The organism is Variovorax sp. GW821-FHT06D12 (assembly GCF_059419205.1).
This window is the reverse complement of record NZ_JBWKRI010000011.1, coordinates 1-24,221: the sequence shown is the minus strand read 5'-3', so window position 1 is coordinate 24,221 and position 24,221 is coordinate 1. Positions and strand designations below refer to the sequence as shown.

Annotated in this window: 26 protein-coding genes and 2 riboswitches; of the genes, 12 read left to right on the top strand and 14 right to left on the bottom strand. The window is 69.7% G+C overall.

All coding sequences use genetic code 11. The annotated features are described in order from the left end of the window. Positions 1 to 26: 26 nt before the first annotated feature. Positions 27 to 317 carry a hypothetical protein gene (locus tag AC07SQ_RS28205; RefSeq protein ID WP_062474377.1) on the bottom strand — a complete coding sequence of 97 codons (291 nt, stop codon included), beginning with the start codon at positions 315 to 317 and terminating at the stop codon, positions 27 to 29. A 157-nt stretch (positions 318 to 474) separates the two neighbouring features. Here AC07SQ_RS28205 and AC07SQ_RS28200 point away from each other — a divergent pair, with 157 nt between their 5' ends. Beyond that, entirely contained in the window at positions 475 to 675 is a 201-nt protein-coding gene (locus tag AC07SQ_RS28200) for a hypothetical protein (RefSeq protein ID WP_489057232.1), read from the top strand. 15 nt (positions 676 to 690) lie between these two features. Here AC07SQ_RS28200 and AC07SQ_RS28195 read toward each other — a convergent pair whose 3' ends face one another. Beyond that, complete coding sequence (locus AC07SQ_RS28195) at positions 691 to 1,683, bottom strand: Bug family tripartite tricarboxylate transporter substrate binding protein (protein ID WP_493192662.1); 993 nt, start codon at positions 1,681 to 1,683, stop codon at positions 691 to 693. A gap of 42 nt (positions 1,684 to 1,725) precedes the next feature. Further along, on the bottom strand, positions 1,726 to 2,946 hold the full coding sequence (locus AC07SQ_RS28190; RefSeq protein ID WP_495273008.1) for a M20 aminoacylase family protein: 1,221 nt from the start codon (positions 2,944 to 2,946) through the stop codon (positions 1,726 to 1,728). 128 nt (positions 2,947 to 3,074) lie between these two features. Here AC07SQ_RS28190 and AC07SQ_RS28185 point away from each other — a divergent pair, with 128 nt between their 5' ends. After that, positions 3,075 to 4,061: a LysR family transcriptional regulator gene (locus AC07SQ_RS28185; RefSeq protein ID WP_495273009.1), complete on the top strand. Its 987-nt coding sequence runs from the start codon at positions 3,075 to 3,077 to the stop codon at positions 4,059 to 4,061. Here AC07SQ_RS28185 and AC07SQ_RS28180 read toward each other — a convergent pair. The 3 genes from AC07SQ_RS28180 to AC07SQ_RS28170 form a co-directional block, all read right to left on the bottom strand. After that, on the bottom strand, positions 4,052 to 5,656 hold the full coding sequence (locus AC07SQ_RS28180; RefSeq protein ID WP_495273010.1) for a phospholipase D-like domain-containing protein: 1,605 nt from the start codon (positions 5,654 to 5,656) through the stop codon (positions 4,052 to 4,054). The genes AC07SQ_RS28185 and AC07SQ_RS28180 overlap by 10 nt on opposite strands. A gap of 91 nt (positions 5,657 to 5,747) precedes the next feature. Beyond that, positions 5,748 to 5,999 carry a cell division protein FtsQ/DivIB gene (locus tag AC07SQ_RS28175; protein ID WP_070095020.1) on the bottom strand — a complete coding sequence of 84 codons (252 nt, stop codon included), beginning with the start codon at positions 5,997 to 5,999 and terminating at the stop codon, positions 5,748 to 5,750. Between the two features lie 101 nt (positions 6,000 to 6,100). Then, positions 6,101 to 8,197, bottom strand: coding sequence for a S8 family serine peptidase (locus tag AC07SQ_RS28170; RefSeq protein WP_495273011.1), 2,097 nt, complete (start codon positions 8,195 to 8,197; stop codon positions 6,101 to 6,103). 107 nt (positions 8,198 to 8,304) lie between these two features. On the opposite strand from AC07SQ_RS28170, the gene AC07SQ_RS28165 reads away from it, so the two are divergent. Continuing rightward, positions 8,305 to 8,574 carry a hypothetical protein gene (locus AC07SQ_RS28165; protein WP_495273012.1) on the top strand — a complete coding sequence of 90 codons (270 nt, stop codon included), beginning with the start codon at positions 8,305 to 8,307 and terminating at the stop codon, positions 8,572 to 8,574. Positions 8,575 to 8,585: 11 nt separating this feature from the next. On the opposite strand, the gene AC07SQ_RS28160 is transcribed toward AC07SQ_RS28165, so the two are convergent. Continuing rightward, the gene (locus tag AC07SQ_RS28160; protein WP_143599026.1) at positions 8,586 to 8,807 is read right to left on the bottom strand and encodes a DUF7661 family protein; all 222 of its coding nucleotides are present in this window, start codon (positions 8,805 to 8,807) and stop codon (positions 8,586 to 8,588) included. Between the two features lie 109 nt (positions 8,808 to 8,916). Here AC07SQ_RS28160 and AC07SQ_RS28155 point away from each other — a divergent pair, with 109 nt between their 5' ends. Further along, a complete protein-coding gene (locus AC07SQ_RS28155; RefSeq protein ID WP_447743386.1) occupies positions 8,917 to 9,234 on the top strand; it encodes a hemagglutinin in 318 nt (105 codons plus the stop codon). An 11-nt stretch (positions 9,235 to 9,245) separates the two neighbouring features. Here AC07SQ_RS28155 and AC07SQ_RS28150 read toward each other — a convergent pair whose 3' ends face one another. Next, positions 9,246 to 9,965, bottom strand: a complete 720-nt coding sequence (locus AC07SQ_RS28150; RefSeq protein WP_495273013.1) for a hypothetical protein — start codon at positions 9,963 to 9,965, stop codon at positions 9,246 to 9,248. A 111-nt stretch (positions 9,966 to 10,076) separates the two neighbouring features. Here AC07SQ_RS28150 and AC07SQ_RS28145 point away from each other — a divergent pair, with 111 nt between their 5' ends. The 5 genes from AC07SQ_RS28145 (at position 10,077) to AC07SQ_RS28125 (ending at position 14,823) form a co-directional block, all read left to right on the top strand. After that, positions 10,077 to 10,994 carry a protein NO VEIN domain-containing protein gene (locus tag AC07SQ_RS28145; protein WP_495273014.1) on the top strand — a complete coding sequence of 306 codons (918 nt, stop codon included), beginning with the start codon at positions 10,077 to 10,079 and terminating at the stop codon, positions 10,992 to 10,994. Between the two features lie 156 nt (positions 10,995 to 11,150). Continuing rightward, the gene (locus tag AC07SQ_RS28140) at positions 11,151 to 12,452 is read left to right on the top strand and encodes a UDP-N-acetylglucosamine 1-carboxyvinyltransferase (RefSeq protein ID WP_062474398.1); all 1,302 of its coding nucleotides are present in this window, start codon (positions 11,151 to 11,153) and stop codon (positions 12,450 to 12,452) included. A gap of 7 nt (positions 12,453 to 12,459) precedes the next feature. Beyond that, the gene (locus AC07SQ_RS28135) at positions 12,460 to 12,957 is read left to right on the top strand and encodes a hypothetical protein (protein ID WP_495273015.1); all 498 of its coding nucleotides are present in this window, start codon (positions 12,460 to 12,462) and stop codon (positions 12,955 to 12,957) included. Positions 12,958 to 13,061: 104 nt separating this feature from the next. Then, positions 13,062 to 14,102 carry an NAD(P)H-dependent flavin oxidoreductase gene (locus AC07SQ_RS28130; protein WP_495273016.1) on the top strand — a complete coding sequence of 347 codons (1,041 nt, stop codon included), beginning with the start codon at positions 13,062 to 13,064 and terminating at the stop codon, positions 14,100 to 14,102. A gap of 43 nt (positions 14,103 to 14,145) precedes the next feature. Beyond that, positions 14,146 to 14,823 carry an alpha/beta hydrolase gene (locus AC07SQ_RS28125; RefSeq protein WP_070059384.1) on the top strand — a complete coding sequence of 226 codons (678 nt, stop codon included), beginning with the start codon at positions 14,146 to 14,148 and terminating at the stop codon, positions 14,821 to 14,823. Here AC07SQ_RS28125 and AC07SQ_RS28120 read toward each other — a convergent pair. Continuing rightward, positions 14,798 to 15,418, bottom strand: coding sequence for a TetR/AcrR family transcriptional regulator (locus AC07SQ_RS28120; RefSeq protein ID WP_495273017.1), 621 nt, complete (start codon positions 15,416 to 15,418; stop codon positions 14,798 to 14,800). The two genes, AC07SQ_RS28125 and AC07SQ_RS28120, sit on opposite strands and share 26 nt — an antisense overlap. Positions 15,419 to 15,468: 50 nt before the next feature. On the opposite strand from AC07SQ_RS28120, the gene AC07SQ_RS28115 reads away from it, so the two are divergent. The 3 genes from AC07SQ_RS28115 (at position 15,469) to AC07SQ_RS28105 (ending at position 17,998) form a co-directional block, all read left to right on the top strand. Further along, complete coding sequence (locus tag AC07SQ_RS28115; protein ID WP_495273018.1) at positions 15,469 to 16,587, top strand: DUF2855 family protein; 1,119 nt, start codon at positions 15,469 to 15,471, stop codon at positions 16,585 to 16,587. Between the two features lie 142 nt (positions 16,588 to 16,729). Beyond that, positions 16,730 to 17,641 (top strand): DUF3014 domain-containing protein, encoded by a 912-nt coding sequence (locus AC07SQ_RS28110; RefSeq protein ID WP_495273019.1) that lies wholly within the window; start codon positions 16,730 to 16,732, stop codon positions 17,639 to 17,641. Positions 17,642 to 17,749: 108 nt separating this feature from the next. Then, a complete protein-coding gene (locus AC07SQ_RS28105; RefSeq protein WP_062474407.1) occupies positions 17,750 to 17,998 on the top strand; it encodes a hypothetical protein in 249 nt (82 codons plus the stop codon). Positions 17,999 to 18,028: 30 nt separating this feature from the next. Here the strand turns inward: AC07SQ_RS28105 and gcvP are convergent, their stop codons facing one another. From gcvP to AC07SQ_RS28080, 5 genes are all read right to left on the bottom strand, one after another. Then, positions 18,029 to 20,938, bottom strand: coding sequence for an aminomethyl-transferring glycine dehydrogenase (gene gcvP, locus AC07SQ_RS28100; RefSeq protein ID WP_492726007.1), 2,910 nt, complete (start codon positions 20,936 to 20,938; stop codon positions 18,029 to 18,031). Between the two features lie 58 nt (positions 20,939 to 20,996). Further along, positions 20,997 to 21,368: a glycine cleavage system protein GcvH gene (gcvH, locus tag AC07SQ_RS28095; protein ID WP_062474411.1), complete on the bottom strand. Its 372-nt coding sequence runs from the start codon at positions 21,366 to 21,368 to the stop codon at positions 20,997 to 20,999. A 71-nt stretch (positions 21,369 to 21,439) separates the two neighbouring features. Beyond that, the gene (gene gcvT, locus AC07SQ_RS28090) at positions 21,440 to 22,612 is read right to left on the bottom strand and encodes a glycine cleavage system aminomethyltransferase GcvT (protein ID WP_495273020.1); all 1,173 of its coding nucleotides are present in this window, start codon (positions 22,610 to 22,612) and stop codon (positions 21,440 to 21,442) included. A gap of 47 nt (positions 22,613 to 22,659) precedes the next feature. Beyond that, a riboswitch (glycine riboswitch) is annotated at positions 22,660 to 22,764 on the bottom strand. 12 nt (positions 22,765 to 22,776) lie between these two features. After that, positions 22,777 to 22,867, bottom strand: a riboswitch (glycine riboswitch). A 31-nt stretch (positions 22,868 to 22,898) separates the two neighbouring features. Further along, positions 22,899 to 23,435, bottom strand: coding sequence for a hypothetical protein (locus AC07SQ_RS28085; protein WP_495273021.1), 537 nt, complete (start codon positions 23,433 to 23,435; stop codon positions 22,899 to 22,901). 96 nt (positions 23,436 to 23,531) lie between these two features. Beyond that, positions 23,532 to 24,014 carry a L,D-transpeptidase Cds6 family protein gene (locus AC07SQ_RS28080; RefSeq protein WP_495273022.1) on the bottom strand — a complete coding sequence of 161 codons (483 nt, stop codon included), beginning with the start codon at positions 24,012 to 24,014 and terminating at the stop codon, positions 23,532 to 23,534. Positions 24,015 to 24,221 lie beyond the last annotated feature (207 nt).

The following is a 24,221-nucleotide window of genomic DNA, read 5'->3' as shown; positions in this document are numbered from 1 at the left end:
CCTCGAGGCGATCGCGCGGGCCGGCGTCAGCTGCCGGCCGGGTGCGTCGTCGCCTTGCGGCTGCCATCCAGCGAGTACAGCTGCGGGCGGTCTTCCACCGCGACCGCCACTGCCTCGGTGCCGTGCTCCGCGGCGCGCGGTTGCCGGTACAGCTCGTTCTCGAGCCGCCGGGCACGTTCCGCGTACATGCGGGCGAGGGCGCTGTGATGCTCTGCGGCAGCCTGGTGTTCGATGCGTGCCATCTGCGCCTCTTCGAGCAGTGCCGAGGCACGTTTCAAATAGGCCGTGTGGGTGGGCCGAAACAAGAAGTCGAACATGGTTTCACACTCCTTTCCGCTGCAACAACGGTGCAATCATTGTGAACGAATGGCTTCAAAACGCCATCGATTCCTGTGGCTGCGACGCATCGAAGAAGCGTTCTGTTTCACTTGAGTCAGACAGAATCGGTGGCGAAGAGAGAGGGTTCGATCACCGATGAGCAATGAGGTTCGTTTTTGTCTGGAATACCGGCTCGCCGAAGGCGGGCCCGCGCAGGCCGTGCAGACCGCGTGGATGGTCGATTCACCGGCCACGCGTGCGCAGATCGAGGAAATGATTGTCAACGCGCGCGCGATGAATGCCGCGCAGGCGAAGTGGTGGGTGGAGGAGCGCCAGGGCGGCGATGCCCCGCGCTGAAACGGCCGGCGGGCCTCAGTCGCGCATGTTCGCGAACTTCACCAGCGTCGCGTACTTGGCCGTGTCCTCGCGCATGATCTGCCCGAGGTCTTCCTTGCCCGTGGCGGGAATGGAGCCGCCTTCTTCCAGCCGTCGGCGGATCGCCGGGTCGGCCAAGCCGGCCTGCAGCGCCGCGCGCAGGCTCTGCACGATGGGCGCGGGCAGGTCCTTCGGGCCCGCGAGCGCGAACCAGCCGCTCAGCTCATAGCCCTTCAGCTGCGGATGCTCGCCGAGCGCCGGCACCTGCGGCAGGCCGGGAAAGCGCTTGGCCGACGAGACACCCAGCGGCACGATCCGCCCGCCCTGCAGGAAGGGCGCCGCGGCGGTGGGCGACACGATCGCGAAGTCGAGCGTGCCGCCGACCAGGTCGCTCGTGAGCGGCGCGGTGCCGCGGTAGGGAATGTGCGTGAGGAACAGGCCCGCGCGCTGCTTGATCTGCTCGCCCACGAAGTGCAGCGTCGAGCCCACGCCCGAGCTGCCGTAGCTGTACTTGCCGGGGTTGCGCTTGGCCAGCGCGATGAACTCGTCGAGGTTCTTCACGCCCACCTTCGGACTCGCCACCAGCAGCACGGGCGCGAAGGCGAGCAGGCTGACCGGGGTTAGGTCTTTCACCGGGTCGTAGCGCTGCGCCGGGTTCACCAGCACCGTGGCCGCCATCTCGTTGCTGGAGCCGGCCAGCAGCGTGTAGCCGTCGGCCGGGCTGCTCACCGCGCGCTGCGCCGCGACCACGCCCGCGGCGCCGGTCACGTTCTCGACCACCACCGTCGCGCCGAGCTTGGCCGACAGGATGTCCGCCGCCACGCGCGCGGCCATGTCGACCGAGCCGCCCGGCGCGTAGCCGACGAGCAGCTTGATGGGCTTGGCGGGGTAGGTACCCTGCGCGAACGCGGGGGCGGCGGCACAGAAGGCTGCGGCGCCGAGCGCACTCAAAGCCACGCGGCGCGAAACGGAAGAAGCAAGACGGGTCATCGCGGTTCCAGTACGGGGAAGTGGGAAAAGGAAAAGGCCCGCTCAGGCCTGCGCGGCGAGGAAGCGGCGTACCAGCTGCACCCAGTAGCTGGCCGCGATCGGCAGGATCGCGTCGTTGAAGTCGTAGCCGGGGTTGTGGACCATGCAGCCGCCGGTGCGGTGGTGCTCGCCTTCGCCGTTGCCCACGATCAGGTAGCTGCCGGGGCAGCGCTCCAGCATGAAGGAGAAGTCTTCGCTGCCCGTGAGCGGCGCCAGCGGCGGCAGCAGGCCGTCGTCGCCCAGCCAGTCGCGTGCGACCTGCCGTGCGAAGCGGGTGGATTCCTCGTCGTTCACCAGCGCGGGGTAGCGCCAGTGGTAGTCCACCTCGGCCTTCACGCCGAGCGTGACGGCCTGCGCCTGCGCAAGCTCGGTGATGCGTTCGCGCAGCATGGCGCGGATCTCGGGGCGGTAGGCGCGCACCGTGAGGCGCAGCTGCACGCTGTCGGCAATCACGTTGGGGGCGTCGCCGCCGTGGATCGCGCCCACCGACACCACCGCCATCTCGCGCGGGTCGACGTTGCGCGACACGATGGTCTGCAGCGCCACGACGATGTGCGCCGCCGCCACCACCGGGTCGGCCGACAGGTGCGGCGCCGAGCCGTGTCCGCCGCGCCCCGTCACCGTGATCGTCACCGAGTCGGACGAGGCCATGAACGAGCCTTCCTTGAAGCCGAACTTGCCGGCCGGAAAGCCGGGCATGTTGTGCAGCGCGAAGATGGCGTCGCAGGGAAAACGCTCGAACAGGCCTTCTTCGACCATGCGGCGCCCGCCGCCCAGGCCTTCCTCGGCCGGCTGGAAGATCAGGTGCAACGTGCCGTCGAAGCCGCGCTCCTGCGCGATGACGCGCGCGGCGGCCAGCAGGATGCTGGTGTGGCCGTCGTGGCCGCAGGCGTGCATCTTGCCGGGCACCTGGCTGGCGTAGGGCAGGCCGGTCGTTTCCTGGATCGGCAGCGCGTCCATGTCGGCGCGCAGGCCCAGGCGCCGCGTGCCCGTGCCGCATTGCAGCGTGGCGACCACACCGGTGCCGGCCAGGCCGCGGTGCACCTCGTAGCCCCAGTCGGCCAGGCGCGTGGCCACCAGCTCGCTGGTGACGTGCTCTTCGTAGGCCAGCTCGGGGTGGGCGTGGATGCGGTGGCGCAGGCCGACCATCTCGGGCGCGACCTCGCGCACGGCGGGCAGCACGCTCTCGAGGGCGGCGGCGTTGTCGACGGTGTAGGTCGTCATGGGGGAATCTGTCTCCTTGCTGTCTTGCGGCGAGTCTAGGAATTCGCTGCCCGCCGGGGCAGACAGGCGCCGCCATGCGGGGGCGGGCGCAGCCTGTCGCCGCGCGCGGCTGCGGATAATCGGCCGCCATGAAGCTGCACCAGCTCCGCTATCTCGCCGCCGTCGCCTCCGAAGGCAGCATCCGCGCCGCCGCGCGGGCACTGGGCGTCACCCAGGCCACGGTCACGCAGGGCCTGCGCGAACTCGAGGCGCATGCGCAGGTGGCGCTGTTCACGCGCCACGGCGGCGGCATCGCCTTCACGCCGGCCGGCCTGGAGTTGCTGGAGCATGCGCAGCGCGTGCTGGCGCAGCTGCGCCAGGCCGAAGACACGCTCTCACGCCACCGCGACACCGGCGCGCAGCAGCGCCTGACCGTGGCCATCACGCCCTGGATCACGCAGACCCTGCTGCCGCGCGTGGTGTCGCTGTTTCGCGAGGAACTGCCGCACGTGCAGCTCGAGATGTTCGACGGCCTGTCGGCGCTCAGCTACCCGCGGCTGCGCGAAGGCAGCCTGGACCTGCTGATCGGCCGCATCGGCCCCGACGAGGCCATGCAGGGGCTGCAGGCGCAACCGCTGTTCCGCTACGACATGACGGTGGTGGCGCGCCGCGGCCACCCGCGGGCCAGTGCGCAGTCGATGGCCGAGCTGCTGCAGGACGACTGGGTGCTCAACTTCACGCCGGGCGAGGGCGCGAGCTTTCTGGACAACCTGTTCCGCCAGCATGGCCTGGCCGCGCCGGTGCAGCGCATCCAGCTGGCCCATTCGCCGTCGATGATGCTGGGCCTCGTGCGCAAGACCGACATGCTCACCTTCTGCCCCTGGCCGCTGGTGGAAACCGAGAGCCTGCGCCATGCGCTCGTGACCCTGCAGCTGCGCGAGCGCTTCCACAGCAACGTCGTGGGCATCGTGCGCCGCGCGCAGGAGGCGCCGTCGCATGCGGCGGCGCGCTTCATCGCGCACTTCCTGGCGCAACTGCCGGCGTGGCAGGCCTCGGACGATCCGGAGCTGCGGCGGGTGCTGCACTCGGTGGATTTCATCGAGGCGGCACCGGACGGCCCGTTGCCTCACCCGTGATAGTCGCTCCACGACATGCGCACCATGCCCGGTGGCGTGGGCGCACCGGCTGAGGCCAGCGTCACCGGCGGATCGTCGTCCACGCGGCTTTTGGCGCGCGAGTCCCAGTCGTCGAGAAAGACCTGCTGGTAGTACTGCGCCACTTCTTCGTTGTGGATGATCAGTCCGGCGTCGCGGTTGCGCAGCACGCCGTCGCCCGACCAGTTGGTGCTGCTCACCAGCACCGCCTGGCCGTCCACGATGATGCCCTTGTTGTGGATGCTGCCCTGGACGCGGAACACGTCCTGGTTGCAACCTGCCTCGACCAGCTTGCGGATGTTGTCGGCCGCGCTGGTGCTGCCCAGGATGATGCGCAGGTCGAGGTCCGGCTCGGTGCTGCGCTGCGCCAGCTTGCGCAGCAGCGCGCGAAAGTCGGCGTCCTTGTCGGCATCGCTCCAGGTGATGTACGCGAACTGCAGGTACAGCGAGGTCTGCGCGCTGTCGATGAGCGCGTTGATGTGCGGCAGGTAGTTGTCCGGCGTGAGCACGGGCTGCACTTTCACCGTGGTCTTCACCGCGGGCAGCCGTGCGGGTTCGACCGGCACCACCGGCCCCGCGAAGGCCACGGCCTGTTCCAGCAGGTGGTCCAGCGGCACGAACACGTCGGGCAATGTGAGCTTGGGCGCCACGTCCAGCGCCGCGTCGGCCGCGCCGTCGGCTTCTTCCTTCTCGGAGGCCTTGAGGTCGTGCAGGATGTACTTCTCGAACACCTTCGAGAGCACGCCGTCGCTGCAGATCACGTGCCACTCGCGGTTGCCCTTGCTGAACATGCCCTTGGCCTGCGCGGGCGTGGCCACGGGGTCGATGTCGGGCTGGCTGCGCTTGCTCCAGTTGCCACTCGACAGCCAGAAGGCCTTGTGGTCGCGCACCGCCACTTTCTCGTGGTACGCGCTGGCGAAGCGGCGGCCCTTGCCGCACTGCACGAGCCAGGCGGTGAAGTCGGCCTCCTGCTGCAGCTTGCGCAGCTTCTTGCGGATGACCTGTTCTTCTTTCGTCATGCCGTCGTCCCAGCTCAGCGCCGCCGCGATGCCGCCGTCGCGCACGAGGTCGATGAAGACCTGCGCGATGTGGTCGGCGTTGAAGTCGTACATCGCCACCGACAGCGAACGCGTCGTGCCTTCGAGAAAAGGCCGCAGCACCGGCCACCCCGCATCGGGGCCGACGTGGCACAGGAAGGGCTGTTTCACGTTGTAGACCTTGTCGATGGGCTGGCCCGCAGGCGGCTTGTAGACGAGGCCGACGGCCGCTTCGGCGAGCGCGTTCACCGTGTCCTCGAAGTCCGCGCTGGCGGCCAGCTGCCGCGCGGGATCGGCCTGCATCACGCAGACGCGGTACGGGCCGAGCTGCCGGGGCGCGCGCTCGGCCACGGGCACCTCCGACAAGGGCCGCTTGCGGTCGACCAGCACGATCACCGCGGGCTCGCGCAGGAAGCGGCCGTCGACCAGCGGAAAGCCCGGCTCCGCCGCCACGTAGCCGGGCAGGGCGGCCAACTGCGCCTGGTGGGTGGCGATCACCGACCGGACCGCCGCGCGCGCGGCATCGTCGAGCACTTTCATGGAAGCTCCTTGGGCTGGGTGGTGGGGCACGCGTGTGCGGGCGCCTGCCGGCATGGCATGCGCGAAGGCAGCGACCCGGGTGGGGCGCGTGTCAGGATATGTTGGGCAGCCGGCGCGACAGCTCGACCGACTCGACGGCCGGATCGGCTTCGAGCTGCTGGAGCTTGTCCAGCGGAATCTCCGCCGAGAACAGGCCCGGCGAGATGTCGGCGCGCGCGGCGATGTAGTCCGGGCGCTCGGCGCCCTCGCACAGCTTGACCAGCACGACGACGCGCTCGCCCGACACCGGCGCGGGGGCGGCCGAAAAGTCGAGCTTCTTGAGCGAGCGCAAATCGATGGGCATGAGAGGGCAGATGGGGGCGAAAGCACAGATTACACCCCCCGCTCGGGTTCGGCACAACCGCACCGGGCGTGGGGGTCATGGCGAGGTCTTCGGGTGGATCGTCAGATCGCGCCGCTGCTGGCCCGGCCGTCGCCGCGTTGCGGGTCCCAGCCGGCCGGACCGGCGCCGGGCTTGACGCCCGCCTTCAGCCTGGCGCGGATGTCGGCGATGGTCAGCTTCTTGCCCGCTTTGTGAGCCTTGGCCAGCATCAGCGCGACCAGCCCCGTCACCGCCGGCGCCGCCATGCTGGTGCCCGACTTCTTCACCATGCCGTCCTTCGTGCGCGACTGCGCGGCCTTCACCTGTACGCCGGGTGCGCTGACCTCGGGCTTGGGCCGGCCGTCGCGCGTCGGGCCCGCGCTCGAGAAGCTGGCGGCGGGCTCGCCCGTCTTGCGGGCGTCGTACGCGCCGACCACGATCGACAGTTTTCCTGTCGACAGCGAGCCCAGCAGGTGCGACTTCACCGGCTGGCCGAAGTACGACTGGCCGCTGTCCAGGCGCTCGAGCCAGGCGTGGAACGGCACGTCGTCGGCGGCCAGGGCGTGCAGCCGCACCTTGAACTCGCCGTCGGGCCAGTTGGGTGCGAGCCAGATGCCGATCACGTTGTCCTTGTTGTTCGGGTCGGTGATGCGGCTGCTGAGGAACGCGGCGATCTCGCCGTTGCCCGCGCCGAGCGGAAAGTTTTCTCCCGGTGCGACGCTGGCCAGCACCTCGCCGTCGGGGCCCAGCAGCTCGGCGCGCAAGCGCTGGCTGCCGCCGTACCAGAGCTCGAACTCGCCGCCCTTGCCGTTGACCAGGGTCCACGACACATCGAGGTGCCCGTTGCCGGGCACGGTGCCCGCCGTGTGCGTGTTGTCTTCCTGCGAATTGCCGGCCGCCAGCACGATCGCGCGGTTGGGCTTTTGCGACACGAGCGCGTCGAAGCCCTGCTCGACCAGCGAGGTGCCGTCGTGCGGGCCGCCGTTGGTGCCCAGGCTCAGGTTGACGACGCAGGGCCTGTCGCCGGCGCGGTCGAAGATGAACTTCACCGCCTCGAGCATCTGCACCGAATCGCCGAAGGAGCTGAACACGGCGTTGTGGCCGGTCCAGGCGATGTCGCGGGCCGACATCTCGACGAAGATCAGGTCGGCCTTCGGCGCCACGCCGGGTTGCAGCGAGCCCCGGCCGTTGCCGCCGGCGATGTCCATCACATGCGTGCCGTGCGAACCCGGGCTGCCCGGCATGCCCGCGCCGGGGTCGTAGCCCAGCGCCTTGTACGGGTCGGCCTTCTTCAGCGCCTTGTCGATGTCGGCCGCCTCGAAGAGCCGGCCGTAGCCGTAGGGGCTGTTGGCCTTGGCCGGCGCGCCCTGCTGCCACAGCGCCAGCAGGCGCGTCTTGCCGTTGGCCTTCAGGAAGTTCTGGTGCGCGAAGTCGCCGCCCGAATCGACCACGCCGATCACCACGCCGGCGCCGCCCGCCGTGCCGGCGAGCGCGGGGTTGTCGGCCTGCACGCCCATCGACGCGATGGTGTTGTTCAGCGCCGGCAGCACCGGCTGCGAGGCCTTCATGCTGAGCACGGCCGGATGCTGGCGGATCGCCTCGGCCTTGCCCAGCGGAATGCGGCCCGTGACGAGCACCGTGCCGTCGTCGGCGGTGCCGATGTCGGAACCCGCATCGACGTCGGGAATGTCGGCCCACTCGGCATGGCTGGTCACGCGCGCCACCACCGGCACCGAATCGCCATCGGCGGACGAGATGGGCATGCTCTGCTTGCCCGCGCGGCGGTTCATCACCGCCAGTTGGAGGCGCGGGTCCATCGAGGTCTCGACGTCCATCGGCAGGCGCTGCAATTGCGCGAGCCCGAAGGTCGACACCGGCGAGAGCCGCGTGCACAGCGCGTCGGCCGTGCCGGCAAGCGCGGCGGTGAGGGCGGGGGAGGCTTCGCCCGGCAGGTGGCCCGCGGCGGGCGCATCGGCGTGGGCCGACTGCGCCACCATCGCGGCGGCCATCTCGGGCGGGAGGTCGACCCAGCTGTTGAGCAGCTTGATCTGCCCGGTCACATGGAGCCGCACGCTGCCGGACGACAGCGCCGGCGTCAGCACCCCGTGCGGCATCCTGGGGACTTTCGTATCAGCGGGCGTTTGCTTCTTCGCGGCGACGCGCTTCTTGGCTGGGGCCATCGGTCGGATCTCCTTGCGCAGGGGGACGGGTGGGTACCGCGAGGTGTAGCAGATTGCCGTGTCATCTGTCACCCCGGCTTGGGCAAGGAGGCGGTCAGAATCGCCGCATGAAAGTGGTGTTCAAGCTTCTGCTCGCGTACCTGGTGGCGAGCCTGCTGTCGACCGGCCTTGCGCTGGTTCTTTTTCCGCTGCACGCGCATGTGCCTGCGGTGGTGGTGCTGCTCGCGTTTCCGCTGGTGCCGTGGACCTTGCTTGGCAACCTCGTGAGCGAGGGCTTCAGGGCCCGGGAGGTGGGGCCGCTGTTGGTGTTCGTGCTGGCGTTCGGCGGCGTGGCCTGGCTGATGTTGCGCGCGTCATCGAAGGCCGCGCAGCGATAGCCGCGCCGGGCTCACTTCGCCCCGATCTCGAAGACATCGCCGTTCGTCGGCGTCGCGTTCTCGTGGTAGATGTCGTAGAGGTACTGCGCCAGGTCGGCCGGCGCCACGTCCGGCGGAATCGCGAGCTGGGCGAGGCCCAGTTTTCCGTCGGCACCGACCCAGTGGCTGCGCCAGCGGGCGTCGGTCATTTCGACGCGCAGGGTGCGGCCGAACACATTGAAGAGGTGGCGCATCGTCGGGGCTCCGGGCATGCACGAAAAGAGATGAGGGGACAGCCACTGTAGCGCCCTCGTCGTATGCACAATGGGCCGAATCGCCCGTCACATCCACTCCAGAGTCCGCATGGCAGACCTCAACGTACGCAAGACCTACGAAGCGGCCGTGGCCGAGCTGGGGCCTGCCGCTGCGCGGATGCTGGCCGACGGTGTGAGTGAAGAACAGGTGGCGCGCTGGATCTTCGCGCAGCGGGACGATCTCAAGCTGCATTACCGCGCGCTGACGCCCTCGCACGAGCTGCAGGCCCTCGAAGCCAGGTCGCACAGCCGCTACGGCAACACGCTGGGCCCGTCGATCGAGCAACTGCGCAGCGCGGGAAAGTCGTGGCGGGACATCATCGATTCGGCGGCGCGGCCGGGGACTCACTACCGCCAGGGTGATTGATCGTTCGTTCGCTACGTGCCGCTGAGCCAGCGGCCGGAGTTCGCGCAGACCTGTGCCGGTTCGCCGTTCACCCGCACCTGTTCTTCATCGAGCCGCGACGCGGTGAGCGGATCGACATCGAAGCCGACGCCCAGCAGGCGTGCCACCTGCGCGTCTTCGATCGACAGCTCCCAGGTCAGGAACAGCTGCGTGCGATCGATCGAAGACGGGAAATCGGCTGCATCGAAGCCGTGGTCGCTGCCGCGCGGCACGACCGCGTGGGGCTGGCCCGTGTCGAACAGCAGGGCCGTGCCCCGCGTGAGCGCGATGCGATGGCCCGTGACGGGGAAATGCACGTCCAGGCCCTTGTCTTCGCTGAGAAAGAGATTGCAGAAGGCCGCGCCGCCGTACTGTGCGCCGTCGTGGTGGTAGCGGGCGCCGCGGCAGGCCATCAGGGCGACGTCGCTGGCGGGCAGCAGCGAGGCGGGCAGGCCGAGCGTGCCGAGCCAGCCGGACATCGCCTGCACGCACTGCGCGTAGTCGGGCCAGCGCGTGCGTGCGCGGGCCAGCGGCATGGGCTCGACATCGCCGGGTTCGAGCGGCACGTTCGTGGCGATCTCCCGCTGCCAGTCGGCCACGAGGCGCGCCGGGGGCTCGGGCACGTCGAGCAGGGCCGCGTGCACGATGCCGCTCACGCTGCGGCTGCGCAGCGTGTCGCCGTGCCAGAAATAGGAGGTCAGCAGGTCGTGCATGCGGGGGCTTTCAAGGCACGGAGGGTACACGCGGCGCGGCGCCGGGCACCGGGGAGCGACGGCCGATGCGGCATACTCCCACCCCCTCCCAACTCGCCAGAATTCCGCTGAATGGACAAGGAAGTCGACCCCTCCGTGCTCGCCGCCATCGATGAGATGCGGCTCTCCGGACCGCGCCTCACGCCGGTCGAAATCGTCGCCAAGATGGGGGTGTTCGACGCACGCGACAAGCCGTTCGAGCACGCCTGGCTCGCCACCGGCGACAACGTCATCGCCACCATCTGGGGCGAGTACGTGAGCGTGGCGGCCGGTGGCCGCTGGTTCTACCTGGAATCGCTCGACGCCCAGCGCCGCCCCGGCGGCGGCGTGCGCAGCGCCCAGCAGGCGCAGCGCGCCAAGGACCGCCTGGCCCTGCTCAAGCGCACCTTCGACGCCGGCCAGGGCTTCCGCGCCGTGCTGCAGACCAACCGCGTCGCCATCGCCGAGCTCGAGAGCAACAAGAGCGCCAAGGTGTCGACCCGCGTGCGCGACGACGCCGAATGGCACGTCGCGAGCTGGGAGCCCGAACAACAGCTCGCCGTGCTGGTGCGCGGTGCGCGCGGCTGGGTGCCGACCGAGGCCGACATCACGGCCGCGAAGGCCCGTGGCGGCGTGCCGGCGGCCGACGACGCCGACGCGGCCCCGGCCGGCCCGACCACGACGGACGCCGTGCAGGCCGCCGCCATGGCCTATGTCATGGGCCACTTCAAGGGCTACGGCTACAACGCGGAAGACGTCACCAGCAAGGCGCTGGGCTACGACATCGAGGTGTCGAACGCCAAGGGCGCGATGCTGCTCAAGGTGGTCGTGAAGGGCACCGCCCCGGCGCTGCCGACCTTCGCGCTCACGCCCGACGAAAGCCTGTGCGCCGTGCGCGAGCCGCTGTGGCGCCTGCTGGTGGTGGCCGACGCGGGCAGCGCGACGGCAGCGCACAAGATCTACAAGCCGACCGAAGTCGACCAGGCGCCAGGTTTCCAGCGCAAGGCCTGACGGGCCTCCCAGGCAAACACCGCGGCCGCACCGGCGCGCCGCGGGCGTTTCCAAATTCTTACAACTGAGCCCCCGGAAACCCGTCGTTTCCAACGGTAAAGTTCCGCCGTCCGGCGCGAACAGTTCGTGCCTTCGCCCCTCTGTTCGCCCCCTTTCATGTCCAACCTCATCGTGCACGGCGGTACGCCCCTTCGCGGCCGCATCATTCCCTCCGCCAACAAGAACGCGGTGCTGCCGGTGCTGTGCGCCACCTTGCTCACCGGCGAACCGCTGCGGCTGCACGGGGTGCCCGACATCACCGACGTGCGCAAGATCCTCGACATCTTCCGCACGCTGGGCAGCGAGGTCCGCATGGACCACGAGAGCGGCACGCTCGAACTGCACCACCGCGCCACCACCTTCGATGCGGCGCTCCACCGCCTGCCCGAGGAAATGCGCTCGTCGATCATGCTGGTGCCGCCGCTGCTGGCGCGCTTCGGCGTGGCGCGGCTGGAAGACAACGTCAAGGGCTGCACGCTGGGCGTGCGCGAGATCGATCCGCACGTGGAGGTGTTCCAGCGCTTCGGCGGCCAGGTGGAGCGCACCGAGGGCTCGCTGCTGGTGTACGCCCCCGGCCGCCTCACGCCCACCGACCACTGGCTCGACTACGCCTCGGTGACGACCACCGAGAACTTCGTGCTGTGCGCGGCCGCCGCGGGCGGCACCTCGACGCTCACCAACGCGGCCTCGGAGCCGCACGTGCAGGAGTTCTGCCGCTTCATGGCCATGATCGGCGTGCGCATCGAGGGCATGGGCACCTCGCGGCTCACGGTGCATGGCGGCGGCGCGCTGGGCGGCGGCGAGTTCCGCTTCGACGAAGACTTCCACGAGATCACCACCTTCCTGGCGCTGGGCGCGATCACCGGCGGCGACGTCGTGGTGCGCAACAGCGCGCCGGGCAACTTTCCGCTCATCGACCGCACCTTTGCCAAGTTCGGCGTGCAGATCGAGCATGCCGACGGCTGGTCGCGCGCCATCCGCAGCGGCCCGCTGAAGGTGCAGACGCCGTTCACCAGCAACGTGCTCACCAAGGTGGAGGCCGCGCCGTGGCCGTACTTCCCGGTCGACCTGCTGCCGATCTTCATTGCGCTGGGCGTGCGCGCGCAGGGCAACGCGATGTTCTGGAACAAGGTGTACGACGGTGCGCTGGGCTGGACCGGCGAGCTGTCGAAGTTCGGCGCGCACGTGTTCTCGTCCGACCCGCACCGGCTCATCACCTTCGGCGGCCACGCGCTCACGCCGGCGGTGGTCGAGAGCCCCTACATCATCCGCGTGGCGATCGCGCTGTTCATGGTGGCCGCGAGCATCGAGGGCAAGTCCGAGATCCGCAACGCCACGCCGATCCGGCGCGCGCATCCGCGCTTCGTGGAAAACCTGCGCAGCCTGGGCGTGCAGGTGGAGTGGACCAGCGAGGAGTGAAGCGGCCGTGATCGTTTCCGTCTCGAACAAGGCCAAGTGGCTGCTGATGCAGCTCGGGCAGCTGGTGCTGATGGTCGGCCTGACCTCGCTGGTGTTCAACTACGCCTACCGCTTCCTGGTCGACCGCACGATCAACACGCCGCTGTTCTATGCGGTGACGCTGCTGCTGGCGCTCGTGGTCATCGTCGCGGTGCGGCGCGACTACCTGTTCGTGTCGCGCTACGAGTTCACGCCCGAGGCCATCGTCGTGCGCACGGCACTCGGTGCCTCCAAGCGCTTCGAGACGCAAGATTTCAAGTTCGTGCCCAGCCTGCACAAGACGATCAACCTGCCGGAGCCGAAGGCCTCGCTGTCCTTCGACGTGCAGAACCGCCAGACGGGCCGCCGCGCCCGCAACTACACCTGGGCCGGCTTTGCGGTGGACGACTTCCGCGCGGTGTGCCGCCTGTACGGCTACCAGGACGACACCGATTTCAAGCTGAAGGACTTCGGCAAGGCGCGCTGAGCCAGCGGGCGGCTGCGCCCGCGATGACCCCGCGGGCGCCGCGCTCAACGGCTTGGCCGGACAATGCCGTGCATTCGACACACGGACACAGGAGCGCACCCCGAATGACGACGTTGCAACAGATCCTCGGCACCGAACTTCCATTGATCCAGGCGCCGATGGCCGGCGCGCAGGCCAGCGCGATGGCGATCGCGGTGTGCAACGAGGGCGCGCTGGGGTCGCTGCCGTGCGCGATGCTCGGCCCCGACGCGATGCGCAGCGAACTCGCGGCGATCCGCGCGGGCACCGACAAGCCCTTCAACGTCAATTTCTTCGCCCACACACCGCCCACGCCGGACGAGGCACGCGAGGCTGCCTGGCGCGCTGCGCTGGGGCCGTACTACGCCGAGTTCGGCATCGACCCCGCGGGCATCCCGACCGGCCCCGGGCGCAACCCCTTCAGCGCCGAGGTGGCCGACCTGCTGGCCGAGTTCAAGCCGCCGGTGGTGAGCTTCCATTTCGGGCTGCCGCCCGAGCCGCTGCTGGCCAAGGTGCGCGGCTGGGGCGCGAAGGTGCTGGTTTCGGCCACCACCGTCGACGAGGCGCTGTGGCTCGAGGCGAAGGGCGTCGACGCGGTCATCGCGCAGGGGCTGGAGGCCGGCGGGCACCGCGGCCACTTCCTGTCGCACGACCTCACGAAGCAGCTCGGCACCTTCGCGCTGCTGCCGCAGCTGGTGCGTGCGCTGAAGGTGCCGGTGATCGCCGCCGGCGGCATCGCGGATGCCGACGGGGTGGCCGCGGCCATGGCGCTGGGCGCGGCCGGCGTGCAGGTCGGCACGGCCTACCTGCTGACGCCCGAGGCCATGACCAGCGCGCTGCACCGCGCGGCGCTGAAGAGCGAGGCCGCGCGCCACACGGCGCTCACCAACCTGTTCACCGGCCGGCCGGCGCGCGGCATCGTCAACCGCGTGATGCGCGAGCTGGGGTCCATCGGTCCGGCGCCGGAATTTCCGCTCGCCACCTCGGGCATCGCGCCGCTGCGCGCCAAGGCCGAGGCGCAGGGCAGCGGCGATTTTTCTCCGCTGTGGTCGGGGCAGAACGCCACCGGCTGCCGCGAGGTGTCCTCGGCCGAGGTCACGCGGGCGCTGGCCAAGGGCTTTCGCTGAGCCGCGCCATTCGTCCGTCATTTTTTCGAAACCCTTCCGCCCCATGACATCGCTCCATCTGCCCCTGCAGTTCCTGCACCACCCCGCACCCTCGGGCGGCCCTGAACCCTGGCTGCTCGTGCTGATGCACGGCGTGGGCAGCAACGAGCAGGACCTGTTCGGCCTGGCGCGCATGATGCCGCCGCAGTTCCACGTGCTGAGCCTGCGCGCGCCGTATGTGCTGTCGCCCGGTTCCTACGCGTGGTTCGAGTTCCAGGTGCTGGCCGACGGCGGGCGCCGCATCGACGAAGAACAGGAGCGCGAAAGCCGCTTCCTCATCGGCGAGATGGTCACGTCGGCGTCGCAGCAGCTGGGCATCCCGCCCGAGCGCGTGGTGGTCGGCGGCTTCAGCCAGGGCGGGATCATGTCGCTGTCGCTGCTGCTCACGCAGCCCGAGAAGCTGCGCGCCGCGCTGGTGTGGCACAGCCGGCTGCTGCCCGAGGTGGTGCCGCACATCGCGCCGCCCGAGGCCTTCGCGGGCAAGGCGCTGTGGGTGAGCCACGGCAGCGCCGACAACGTGATTCCGCCGAGCGCCGCACAGGCCACGCGCGAGCTGGCGCGCGGGTTGCCGCTGGCGCTGTCGGGTTCGGACTTCCCGGGCGCGCACGAGATCCGCCCGGCCGAGCTGCAGGGCACGCTGGCGTGGCTGCAGGCGCTCAGCGCGCCAACAGCCGCGCCCTGACCATCGCTTCCATCTCGTCGATCCAGGCATCCCCCGCCGCGTCGTCGGGCTGCACCAGCAGCCGGTAGCGGCGCCCGCCCCAGGCCGCGGTCAGCAGCGCCTGCACGGTGGCGGGCGAGGGCGGCGGCTGCAGGTCGCGGCAGGCGGTGAAGGCCTGCGTCCAGCGTGCGAGCAGTTCGTCGTACACGCGCCGGTGGTGCTTGGGCTCGGCCACGCGGTGCTCGAGCATCAGCATTTCGTGGTCGAAGGCGGGCAAGCCGTCGATGCGCGTGTCGCAGGTGAGGCGCACGAGGCGCTGCGTGCGTTCGCGCCAGTCGATGTCGGGTGGCGCGATCACGTCCGCGTCGAGCCGCGCGAGCAGCGCCTCGACGCAGTGGCGCACATAGCCCGAGAGCAGGGCTTCCTTGTCGGGAAAGTAGTCGTAGAAGGTGCCGATCGCGATGCCGGTTTCGAGCGCCACGGCGCGCGTGGTCACGCCCTCCCAGCCCTGTGTGCGCCAAATCCGAACAAAGGCGTCGTAGATGGCCTGCACGGTGAACTTGCCGCGCGCCTGCGTGGGGCGTTTCAGGGGCTTGGAGCGGGGTGCGGCGGGCATGGACCGGGTTTCCGAACCCGCGGCGAAGCGGGCCGTCCTACAGTTTGCGAATGAACAACGCATTCACTTTAACCCGCCTCGAAACGCGCAAGAACGCACTCGGAACCACCCGCATCGTCACTTCGGAAGACGCCGGCAGCCTGCAGCCGGGCGAGGTGCTGATGCAGATCGAGCGCTTCTCGCTCACCACCAACAACATCACCTACGCGGCCTTCGGCGATGCGGTGATGAAGTACTGGCAGTTCTTCCCCACCGGCGATGCCGACTGGGGCCACATGCCGGCCTGGGGCTTTGCCGACGTGGTGGCATCGAACGTGGAAGGCGTGGCGGTGGGCGAGCGCTTCTACGGCTACTTTCCCATTGCGAGCCACCTGCGCATGCAGCCGGTGCGCGTGACACCGCGCGGCTTCTACGACGGCGCGGCGCACCGCAGCGAACTGGTGTCGGCCTACAACCAGTACATGCGCTGCAGCCACGACGCGGGCTACGTCGCCGCGCTGGAGGACTACCAGATGCTGGTGCGCCCGCTGTTCATCACCTCGTTCATGCTGGCCGACTTTCTCGAAGACAACGCCTTCTTCGGCGCGACGCAGGTGGTGGTGTCGAGCGCATCGAGCAAGACGGCGTTCGGCACGGCCTTCTGCCTCGGCCGCCGCGAGGGCCTGCAGCTGATCGCCGCCACCTCGGAAGGCAACCGCGCCTTCGTCGAGGCGCTGGGCTGCTACGACCGCACGGTGGCCTACGGCGAGATCGCCACGCTCGCGGCCGACGTGCCCACGCTGTACGTCGACTTCGCGGGCCACGACGACCTGCGCGCCACCGTGCACCGCCACTTCGGCGACGCGCTGGTGTACGACTGCTATGCGGGCTCGGCGCAGAAGACCGAATTCCTGGGCGACACCAGCGCGCTGCCCGGCCCCACGCCCAAGCTCTACTTCGCGCCCGTGCAGATCCGCAAGCGCAATGCCGATTGGGGCCCGCAGGAGGTCAACCGCCGCTTCAACGACGCGCAGGGCCGCTTCATCGCCGAGCTGAGCCGGCCGGGCAACCGCTGGATGACGCTGGCGCAGGGCCGCGGCTTCGCGCATGCGCAGGCCGTGATCGCCGACCTGCACGCGGGCCGCGTCGATCCGCGCGAGGCGCATGTGGTGCGCATTGGCGGCGCGTGACGGGCTGGGCGACTGAACTTCGGCGCGGGTGGGGCGTCACAGGGGGTTACGAGAACGTGGCGATCGTGCGGGCCGTGCAGGCCATCCTGGTGCACCATTGCCTTTCGTCTCCCCACTGCCATCCCGCAAAAGGAAACCGCCCATGTCCGACGCCGACTCCCCCCGCGACACCCCCGAATTCCGACCCCGCAAGGAAGCGCCGATGGGCACCATCGTCGGCCTGGCGCTGGTCGTGCTGGTGGCGGCGTATTTCGGCTGGCGCTGGTACCAGCAGCAGCAACTGGCGCCGCTGCCGACCGCGCCCGTGGCCGTCGCCCCGAACGACGCGCCCCCCGAGCCGCCCAAGGTGGAAGAGCCGAAGGGCCCGCAGAACCCGGTCGAGGCGCTGGCCCCGCCCGATGCCGCGTTGCCCGCACTGGCCAGTTCCGATGCGCGCGTGATGAAGGCGCTCACCGAGCTGCTGGGCGGCAAGGCCGTGGCGGCCTACCTGCAGTCCGACGGCGTGGTGCGGCGCTTCGTCGCCACGGTCGACAACCTGCCGCGCGAGCAGGCACCCGCCAGCAAGTGGCCGGTGCAGCCCGCGCCGCAGCGCTTCATCACCGACGGGCCGCAGCAGGGCGGCGTGCAGACCATCGCGGCGAACAACTCCGCGCGCTACAACGGCATCGTGATGCTGGCCGGGGCTGTCGATCCGGCCAAGGCCGCGGCGGTGTATGCGCGGCTGTACCCGCTGTTCCAGCAGGCGTACGAAGAGCTGGGCTATCCGGGCCGCTACTTCAACGACCGCTTCATCGCCGTGATCGACCACCTGCTGCAGGCGCCCGAGCCCACGGGGCCGGTGCAGGTGAAGCTGGTCGAGGTGAAGGGCGACATCCCCTCGCAGCGGCCCTGGGTGCGCTACGAATACGCCGACCCGAAGCTCGAATCGCTCTCGGCCGGCCAGAAGATCCTGGTGCGCATGGGGCCCGAGAACGAGCGCAAGATGAAGGCCAGCCTGCGCGGGCTGCGCGCGCAGATCGCCACCGGCGAGATCGCGAAGAAGAAGCAGCCCTGAGGCGTGATGCACTGACAGCGCCCCGCCTGCACGCCCTGTAGGCGCGGGCCGATTGCATGCGGCGCGAAGGGTCGAGATGATTTGCGCCTACGACTTCGAGGGCAAGCCATGAACCTGATGAGCGTCGATCTTTACCAGAGCACCACCGACCCCGGGAAATTCCTGGCGCTTCCCGCCGGCACCGACCCGACCGAACTCATGGGCCCGATGACCTTCGATCGGGACTACGCGCACATCAAGCGCTACCAGGCGGCCTTCGCGTTCGATCCGTCCGAAACCTACGCGGGCGTGAACGCCGCGAAGATCGCCGCGGACCTGCTCACCGTGAAGTGGGCGATGTACCGGCGCGAAGGCTGAACGCGGGCGGCTTGCGCCGCCGCGCCTTCGTCAGGCCTCTTCGGTTTCCTGGTACTCGCCCACCGGCACGCAGCTGCAGAACAGGTTGCGGTCGCCGTAGACGTTGTCGACGCGCCCGATCGGCGGCCAGTACTTGGCCTGCTTGAGTTCGGCCAGCGGGAACGCGCCGAGTTCGCGCGAGTAGGGGTGGCTCCACTCCGTGCCGAGCAGGCTGGCGGCGGTGTGCGGCGCGTGCTTGAGCGGGTTGTCGTCCTTCGACCAGACGCCTTCTTCCACGCGGCGGATCTCGCCGCGGATGGCGATCATCGCGTCGACGAAACGGTCGAGCTCGGCCAGCGGTTCGCTTTCGGTGGGCTCCACCATCAGCGTGCCGGGCACGGGGAAGCTCAGCGTGGGCGCGTGGAAGCCGTAGTCGATGAGGCGCTTGGCCACGTCTTCGGCGGTGACGCCGCTGGTGTCCTTGAGCGGACGCAGGTCGAGGATGCACTCGTGCGCGACGTGGCCGTTGGGGCTCGCGTACAGCGTGGGGTAGTGGTCCTTCAGGCGGGCGCTGATGTAGTTGGCGCTGAGGATGGCCGTTTCGGTGGCGGCCTGCAGGCCCTTGGCGCCCATCATGCGGCAGTACATCCAGCTGATCGGCAGCACGGCCGCATTGCCCAGCGGCGCGGCCGACACGGCGCCCACGCCGTTCGAGGGCACGCCGGCCGTGGCGTGGCCCGGCAGGTAGGGCACGAGGTCTTCGACCACGCAGACCGGGCCGACGCCCGGGCCGCCGCCGCCGTGCGGGATGCAGAAGGTCTTGTGCAGGTTCAGGTGGCTCACGTCGCCGCCGAACTCGCCCGGCGCGGCCACGCCGACCAGCGCGTTCATGTTGGCGCCGTCGACGTACACGCGGCCACCGTGTTCATGCACGAGCTCGCACAGCTCCTTCACGCGGGTCTCGAACACGCCGTGCGTGCTGGGGTAAGTGATCATCACGGCGGCCAGGTGGGCGCTGTGCTTCTCGCAGGCGCGCTTGAGGTCGTCCATGTCGACGTTGCCTTGCGCGTCGCAGGCCGTCACCACCACCTGCAGGCCCACCATCTGGGCGCTGGCCGGGTTGGTGCCGTGCGCCGAGGAGGGAATCAGGCAGATGTTGCGGTGGCCCTGGCCCTTGGCTTCATGGAAGGACTTGATGGCCAGCAGGCCCGCGTACTCGCCCTGCGAGCCCGCGTTGGGCTGCAGGCTGATGCCCGCGTAGCCGGTGGCCTCGCACAGCCAGGCGCGCAGCTGCGCGTCGAGCTGGGCGTAGCCCTGCAGCTGGTCGGCGGGCGCGAAGGGGTGGATGTTGGCGAACTCGGGCCAGGTGATGGGGATCATCTCGCTGGTCGCGTTGAGCTTCATGGTGCAGCTGCCCAGCGGGATCATGCTGCGGTCGAGCGCGAGGTCCTTGTCCGACAGGCTGCGGATGTAGCGCAGCATCGCCGTTTCGCTCTTGTGGGTGTTGAACACCGGGTGCGTGAGGAAGGCGCTGGTGCGGCGCAGGTCTTCGGGAATCAGCGGCGTGGTGTTGGCGGCCAGCTCGTCGAAGCGCGGCATCGCGGTGCCGGCGGGCACGAACAGGGCCCACAGGGTTTCGATGTCGGCGCGCGTCGTGGTTTCATCGAGCGAGATGCCCAGGTGCTGCTGCAGGCGCTGGCGCAGGTTGACGCCGCCGGCCTGTGCGCGCTCGATGATCGCGGCCGTGTCGTCGCCGGTGCGGATCGTCAGCGAATCGAAGGCGGTGGTGTTCACCGGCTCGCGGCCCATCTGCGACAGGCCCTTGGCGAGGATGGCGGTGAGCACGGCCACGCGCTGTGCGATGCGCGTCAGGCCGTCGGGGCCGTGGTACACGGCGTACATGCTGGCGACCACGGCCGGCAGCACCTGCGCGGTGCAGATGTTCGAGGTGGCCTTCTCGCGGCGGATGTGCTGCTCGCGCGTCTGCAGCGCAAGGCGGTAGGCGGGCTGGCCGTGCGTATCGACGCTCACGCCGACGAGGCGGCCGGGCAGCGAGCGCTTGAACGAATCGCGGCAGGCCAGGTAGGCGGCGTGCGGGCCGCCGTTGCACAGCGGCATGCCGAAGCGCTGCGTGGTGCCGCAGACGATGTCGGCGTCGAACTCGCCGGGGGCGACCAGCAGCGTCAGCGCCAGCAGGTCGGCCGCGACGATGAAGGCGGCGTCGCACTGGTGCGCGTGGCCCGCGAGCGGGCGCAGATCGTGCACGTGGCCGGTGGTGGCGGGGTACTGCGCGAGCACGCCGAAGAACTCGCCGCTCACCATCAGGTGCGGCAGTGTTTCCGACACGGTGCTCACCTTCACCTCGATGCCCAGCGGCGCGGCGCGCGTCTTGATGACTTCGATGGTCTGCGGGTGGCAGTCGCCCGACACGAGGAAGACGTTGCTCTTGCTCTTCACGCTGCGCTTGGCGAGCGTCATGGCCTCGGCGGCGGCCGTGGCCTCGTCGAGCATCGAGGCGTTGGCGATGGCCATGCCCGTGAGGTCGCACACCATCGTCTGGAAGTTGAGCAGGGCTTCCATGCGGCCCTGCGAGATCTCGGCCTGGTAGGGCGTGTAGGCGGTGTACCAGGCGGGGTTCTCCAGGATGTTGCGCAGGATCACGCCCGGCGTGTGCGTGCCGTAGTAGCCCTGGCCGATGAAGCTCTTGAACACCTTGTTCTTCGACGCCAGCGTCTTCAGCTCGGCCAGCGCGTCGGCCTCGGTGACGGGCGCGGGCAGGCGCATCGGCCGGGCGCGGCGGATGGCCGCCGGCACGATGCCGTCGATGAGCTCCGCGCGCGTTTCCGAGCCGATCACCGGCAGCATGCGCGCCTCGTCCGCCGCATCGATGCCGATGTGGCGGGCGAGGAATTCTTCGGCGTTCTCTAGTTCTTGCAAAGAGGGAAGGGCGGGAATCGGCATGGCGGTGAAGGCTCGGGGGAGAAGGAACGAAGGTGCGAGGAAGCTGCTGTTCAGCGGATCAGGATTCGGCGGCGAACTTGTCGTAGCTGGCGGCGTCGAGCAGGGCGTCGAGCTGCGCGGGCTCGCTCAGCTTGACCTTGAAGAACCAGCCGGCGGCCAGCGGGTCGCTGTTGGCCAGCGACGGGTCGGCGCGCAGCGCTTCGTTCACTTCGGTGATCTCGCCCGACACGGGCATGAACACGTCGGCGGCGGCCTTCACCGACTCGACCACACCGGCGACCTCGCCCTGCGCGAAGGTCTTGCCCACTTCAGGCAGGTCGACGAACACCACGTCGCCCAGCGCGTCCTGCGCATGCACGGTGATGCCGACGGTGGCGGCGCCGCCTTCGGCCGCCACCCATTCGTGGTCCTTGGTGTATTTGATGCTCATGAAAAAACTCCTCGTGGAAAAAATGGAATCGGGGTGCAGAGCCTAGCCGGGTCTGCGGTGTTGAGTTGCGGTCAGCCGCGGTAGTAGCGCGTCGGCACGAAAGGCATGGTCGAGACCTCCATCGGCACCGGCTTGCCGCGCACGATGGCCTGCACGCGCGTGCCGGGCTCGGCGAAGGCGGCGGCTACGTAGCCCATGGCCACGCAGCGGTCGGCCGTGGGGCCGAGCAGGCCGCTGGTGACGGCGCCGATGTCGTGCCCTTCGAGCGACTGCAGCAGCGTGCCGTCGCGCACCGGGATGCGTTCGAGTGCCACGAGGCCGACGCGCTTGCGCGTGAGCGTCTTGTGGTCGGTGTGGCCGGCCGCGCCCGAGGCGACGGCGGCCAGCTGGGCCAGCACCTTGGCCGCGCCCGGGAAGCCGCCTTCGCGCGCACCGCCCGCGCGGCGCACCTTCTGGATGGCCCAGTTGAGCGAGGCTTCGACCGGGGTGGTGGTGGTGTCGATGTCGTTGCCGTACAGGCACAGGCCGGCTTCGAGCCGCAGCGAGTTGCGCGCGCCCAGGCCGACGGGCTTCACCTCGGGCTGTGCGAGCAGCAGGCGGGCGAGGGCGTCGGCGTCCTTGCCGGCCACCGAAATCTCGAAGCCGTCTTCGCCGGTGTAGCCGCTGCGGGTGACGAAGGCGGCGATGCCGCCGATCTGCACCGCGCCGCCGGTCATGAACACGAAGCGCTCGATGCCGGGCGACAGGCGCGCCAGCGTGACGGCGGCCTGCGGGCCCTGCAGTGCCAGCAGCGCGTGGTCGGGCAGGGGCTGCACCTGGCAGCGCGCGCCGATCCTGGCCTGGATGTGGGCGATGTCGGCCACCTTGCAGGCGCCGTTCACGATCACGAAGAGCGAACCGTTGCCTTCGTTGAAGAACATCAGGTCGTCGAGGATGCCGCCCTCGTCGTTCAGCAGCAGGCCGTAGCGCTGCTTGCCGGCGGGCAGATCGACCACGTCGACGGGCATCAGGGTTTCGAACGCGGCGGCGGCATCGGGGCCGACCAGGCGCAGCTGGCCCATGTGCGAGATGTCGAACAGGCCGGCCGCATCGCGCGTGTGCTTGTGCTCGGCCATGAGGCCGGCGGGGTACTGCACGGGCATCGAATAGCCGGCGAAGGGCACCATGCGGGCGCCCAACTCGACGTGGAGGTCGTACAGCGGGGTCTTGAGAAGTTGGGCGTCGGAAGCGGAGGAAGCAGCCACGGGGCACTCCAAAGGGGCAGTCGAAATCCATGGCTGCAACGCCACGGGCCACCCCTGCTGTCCGCTTTACCTGAGAGATTCGCCCCACGATCGGGGTTTGCTCCTTCGGTGGGCCGCATGCAATGCCACGGCCTCTCTCCAGCAAGGAAACGCCGGTGGTTGCCGGCGTCTTGTCAGTCCTTTTGCCTGAGCGTTCGGGGAACCCCTGCGCCTTCGGCGGCCCCGTCGCGCGGGGCTCTCTCCTGACCCGGCGAGTGTAGTGGATCGCGGGGCCGGGGCTGGCGGCTCAGTGCACGGTTTCGGCCGGCGGCAGCAGCTTGTCGATGCGCTCGCGCAGCGAGTCGGCGCGCTCGGGGCCGGCGGCCTTCTCGATCTCGGAGAGCATCAGCGCGGCGATGGTCAGCATGGCCTCGCGGTCGCGGGCCTCGCGCAGGGCGTCGCGCATCTGGTTGGCGAAGCGCGGGTCGCGGCGCACGAACATGCGCTCGCAGATGTCGAACAGGAACATGCGCGTGGTGGCCAGCGAGCGCTTGCCGTCGAAGCTGTCGGCCGAGGTGGCGACCTGGATCGGCTCGGCGGCGGGGACGGGCGTGGGGGCCGGTGCGGGAGGCGGCGCGACCGGGCGCGCGACCTGCAGGTAGCCGCGCTGCATCAGCCCGTGGATCGCCTGTTCGGCCTCGACGCGGCTGGGGAACAGCGGGCTGAAGTCGGTCAGCGAGCGCCGGCCGTCGGCCATGAGCAGCAGGGCGCGCTCACGCTGGCTGAGCGTGCGCTGCCCGGCCTGGAGTTCGTCGCGTGCCTTCTCGGTCTTGGTGGGGAACATGGCGGCCACAGCTTTCGGAGGTCGAAGGCTGCAGCATCGTTGCAAGTGGTGACATCTTCGTGAACCATTTGCCTTACAGGGACAAGGGGGTGCGCGTCAGTTGCCCGCGCTCTCCTTGCGGATCAGCCAGCGCGTGCCCACGCGCTGCAGCTCGAGGGTCTTGCGGTCGGTCTCGGTGAGCGCGTCGGCGCTGTAGACCTGCCGGAACTGCGCGCTGGCCGAGGTGCCCTGGACGCTGATCACCAGCCCCTCGATGCCCACGCTGATGCGCGACTTGCCCGTGATGCGGGCGCGCCGGTCGGCCTCCCAGCGCTCGCGGGTCTGGCCGCGCGCGGGGGTGAAGTCGCTCGCGTAGGCCGCGAGGTAGCGCTCCACGTCGCGCGCGGACCAGGCGGCGGCCCAGGCGCGCACGGCGGTTTCCACTTCGGCGAGGTGGGTGACGGGATTGGTGGGGTTGGCGGGGGCGGCTGCTGGTGCAACGGCTGCAACGGGCGCGGCGGCCGGCGTGGCCGCGATACCGGCGGTGGCCAGCAAGCCGGCAGCGACAAGGCTGCTGCCCTGGGCGACGATTCGGTGCATGGCGTCCTTCTCTTTCCTTCTTCTTGTCTGTCAGGCTCGACGTCGAAGCTTGCGTCGATTCTGGCAGTGAAAGAGAGCGCGTGCGGCGTTGAATCGCCCACGGATTTCGGTGGTCCGTGGTTCGGGGCGTGTGCACAGGCCACCGGGTACTTCCCTCCGCGAATGTCCCCCGCCTTCGGCTCCTCCTTGATTTCGCTGCGGGAAGCA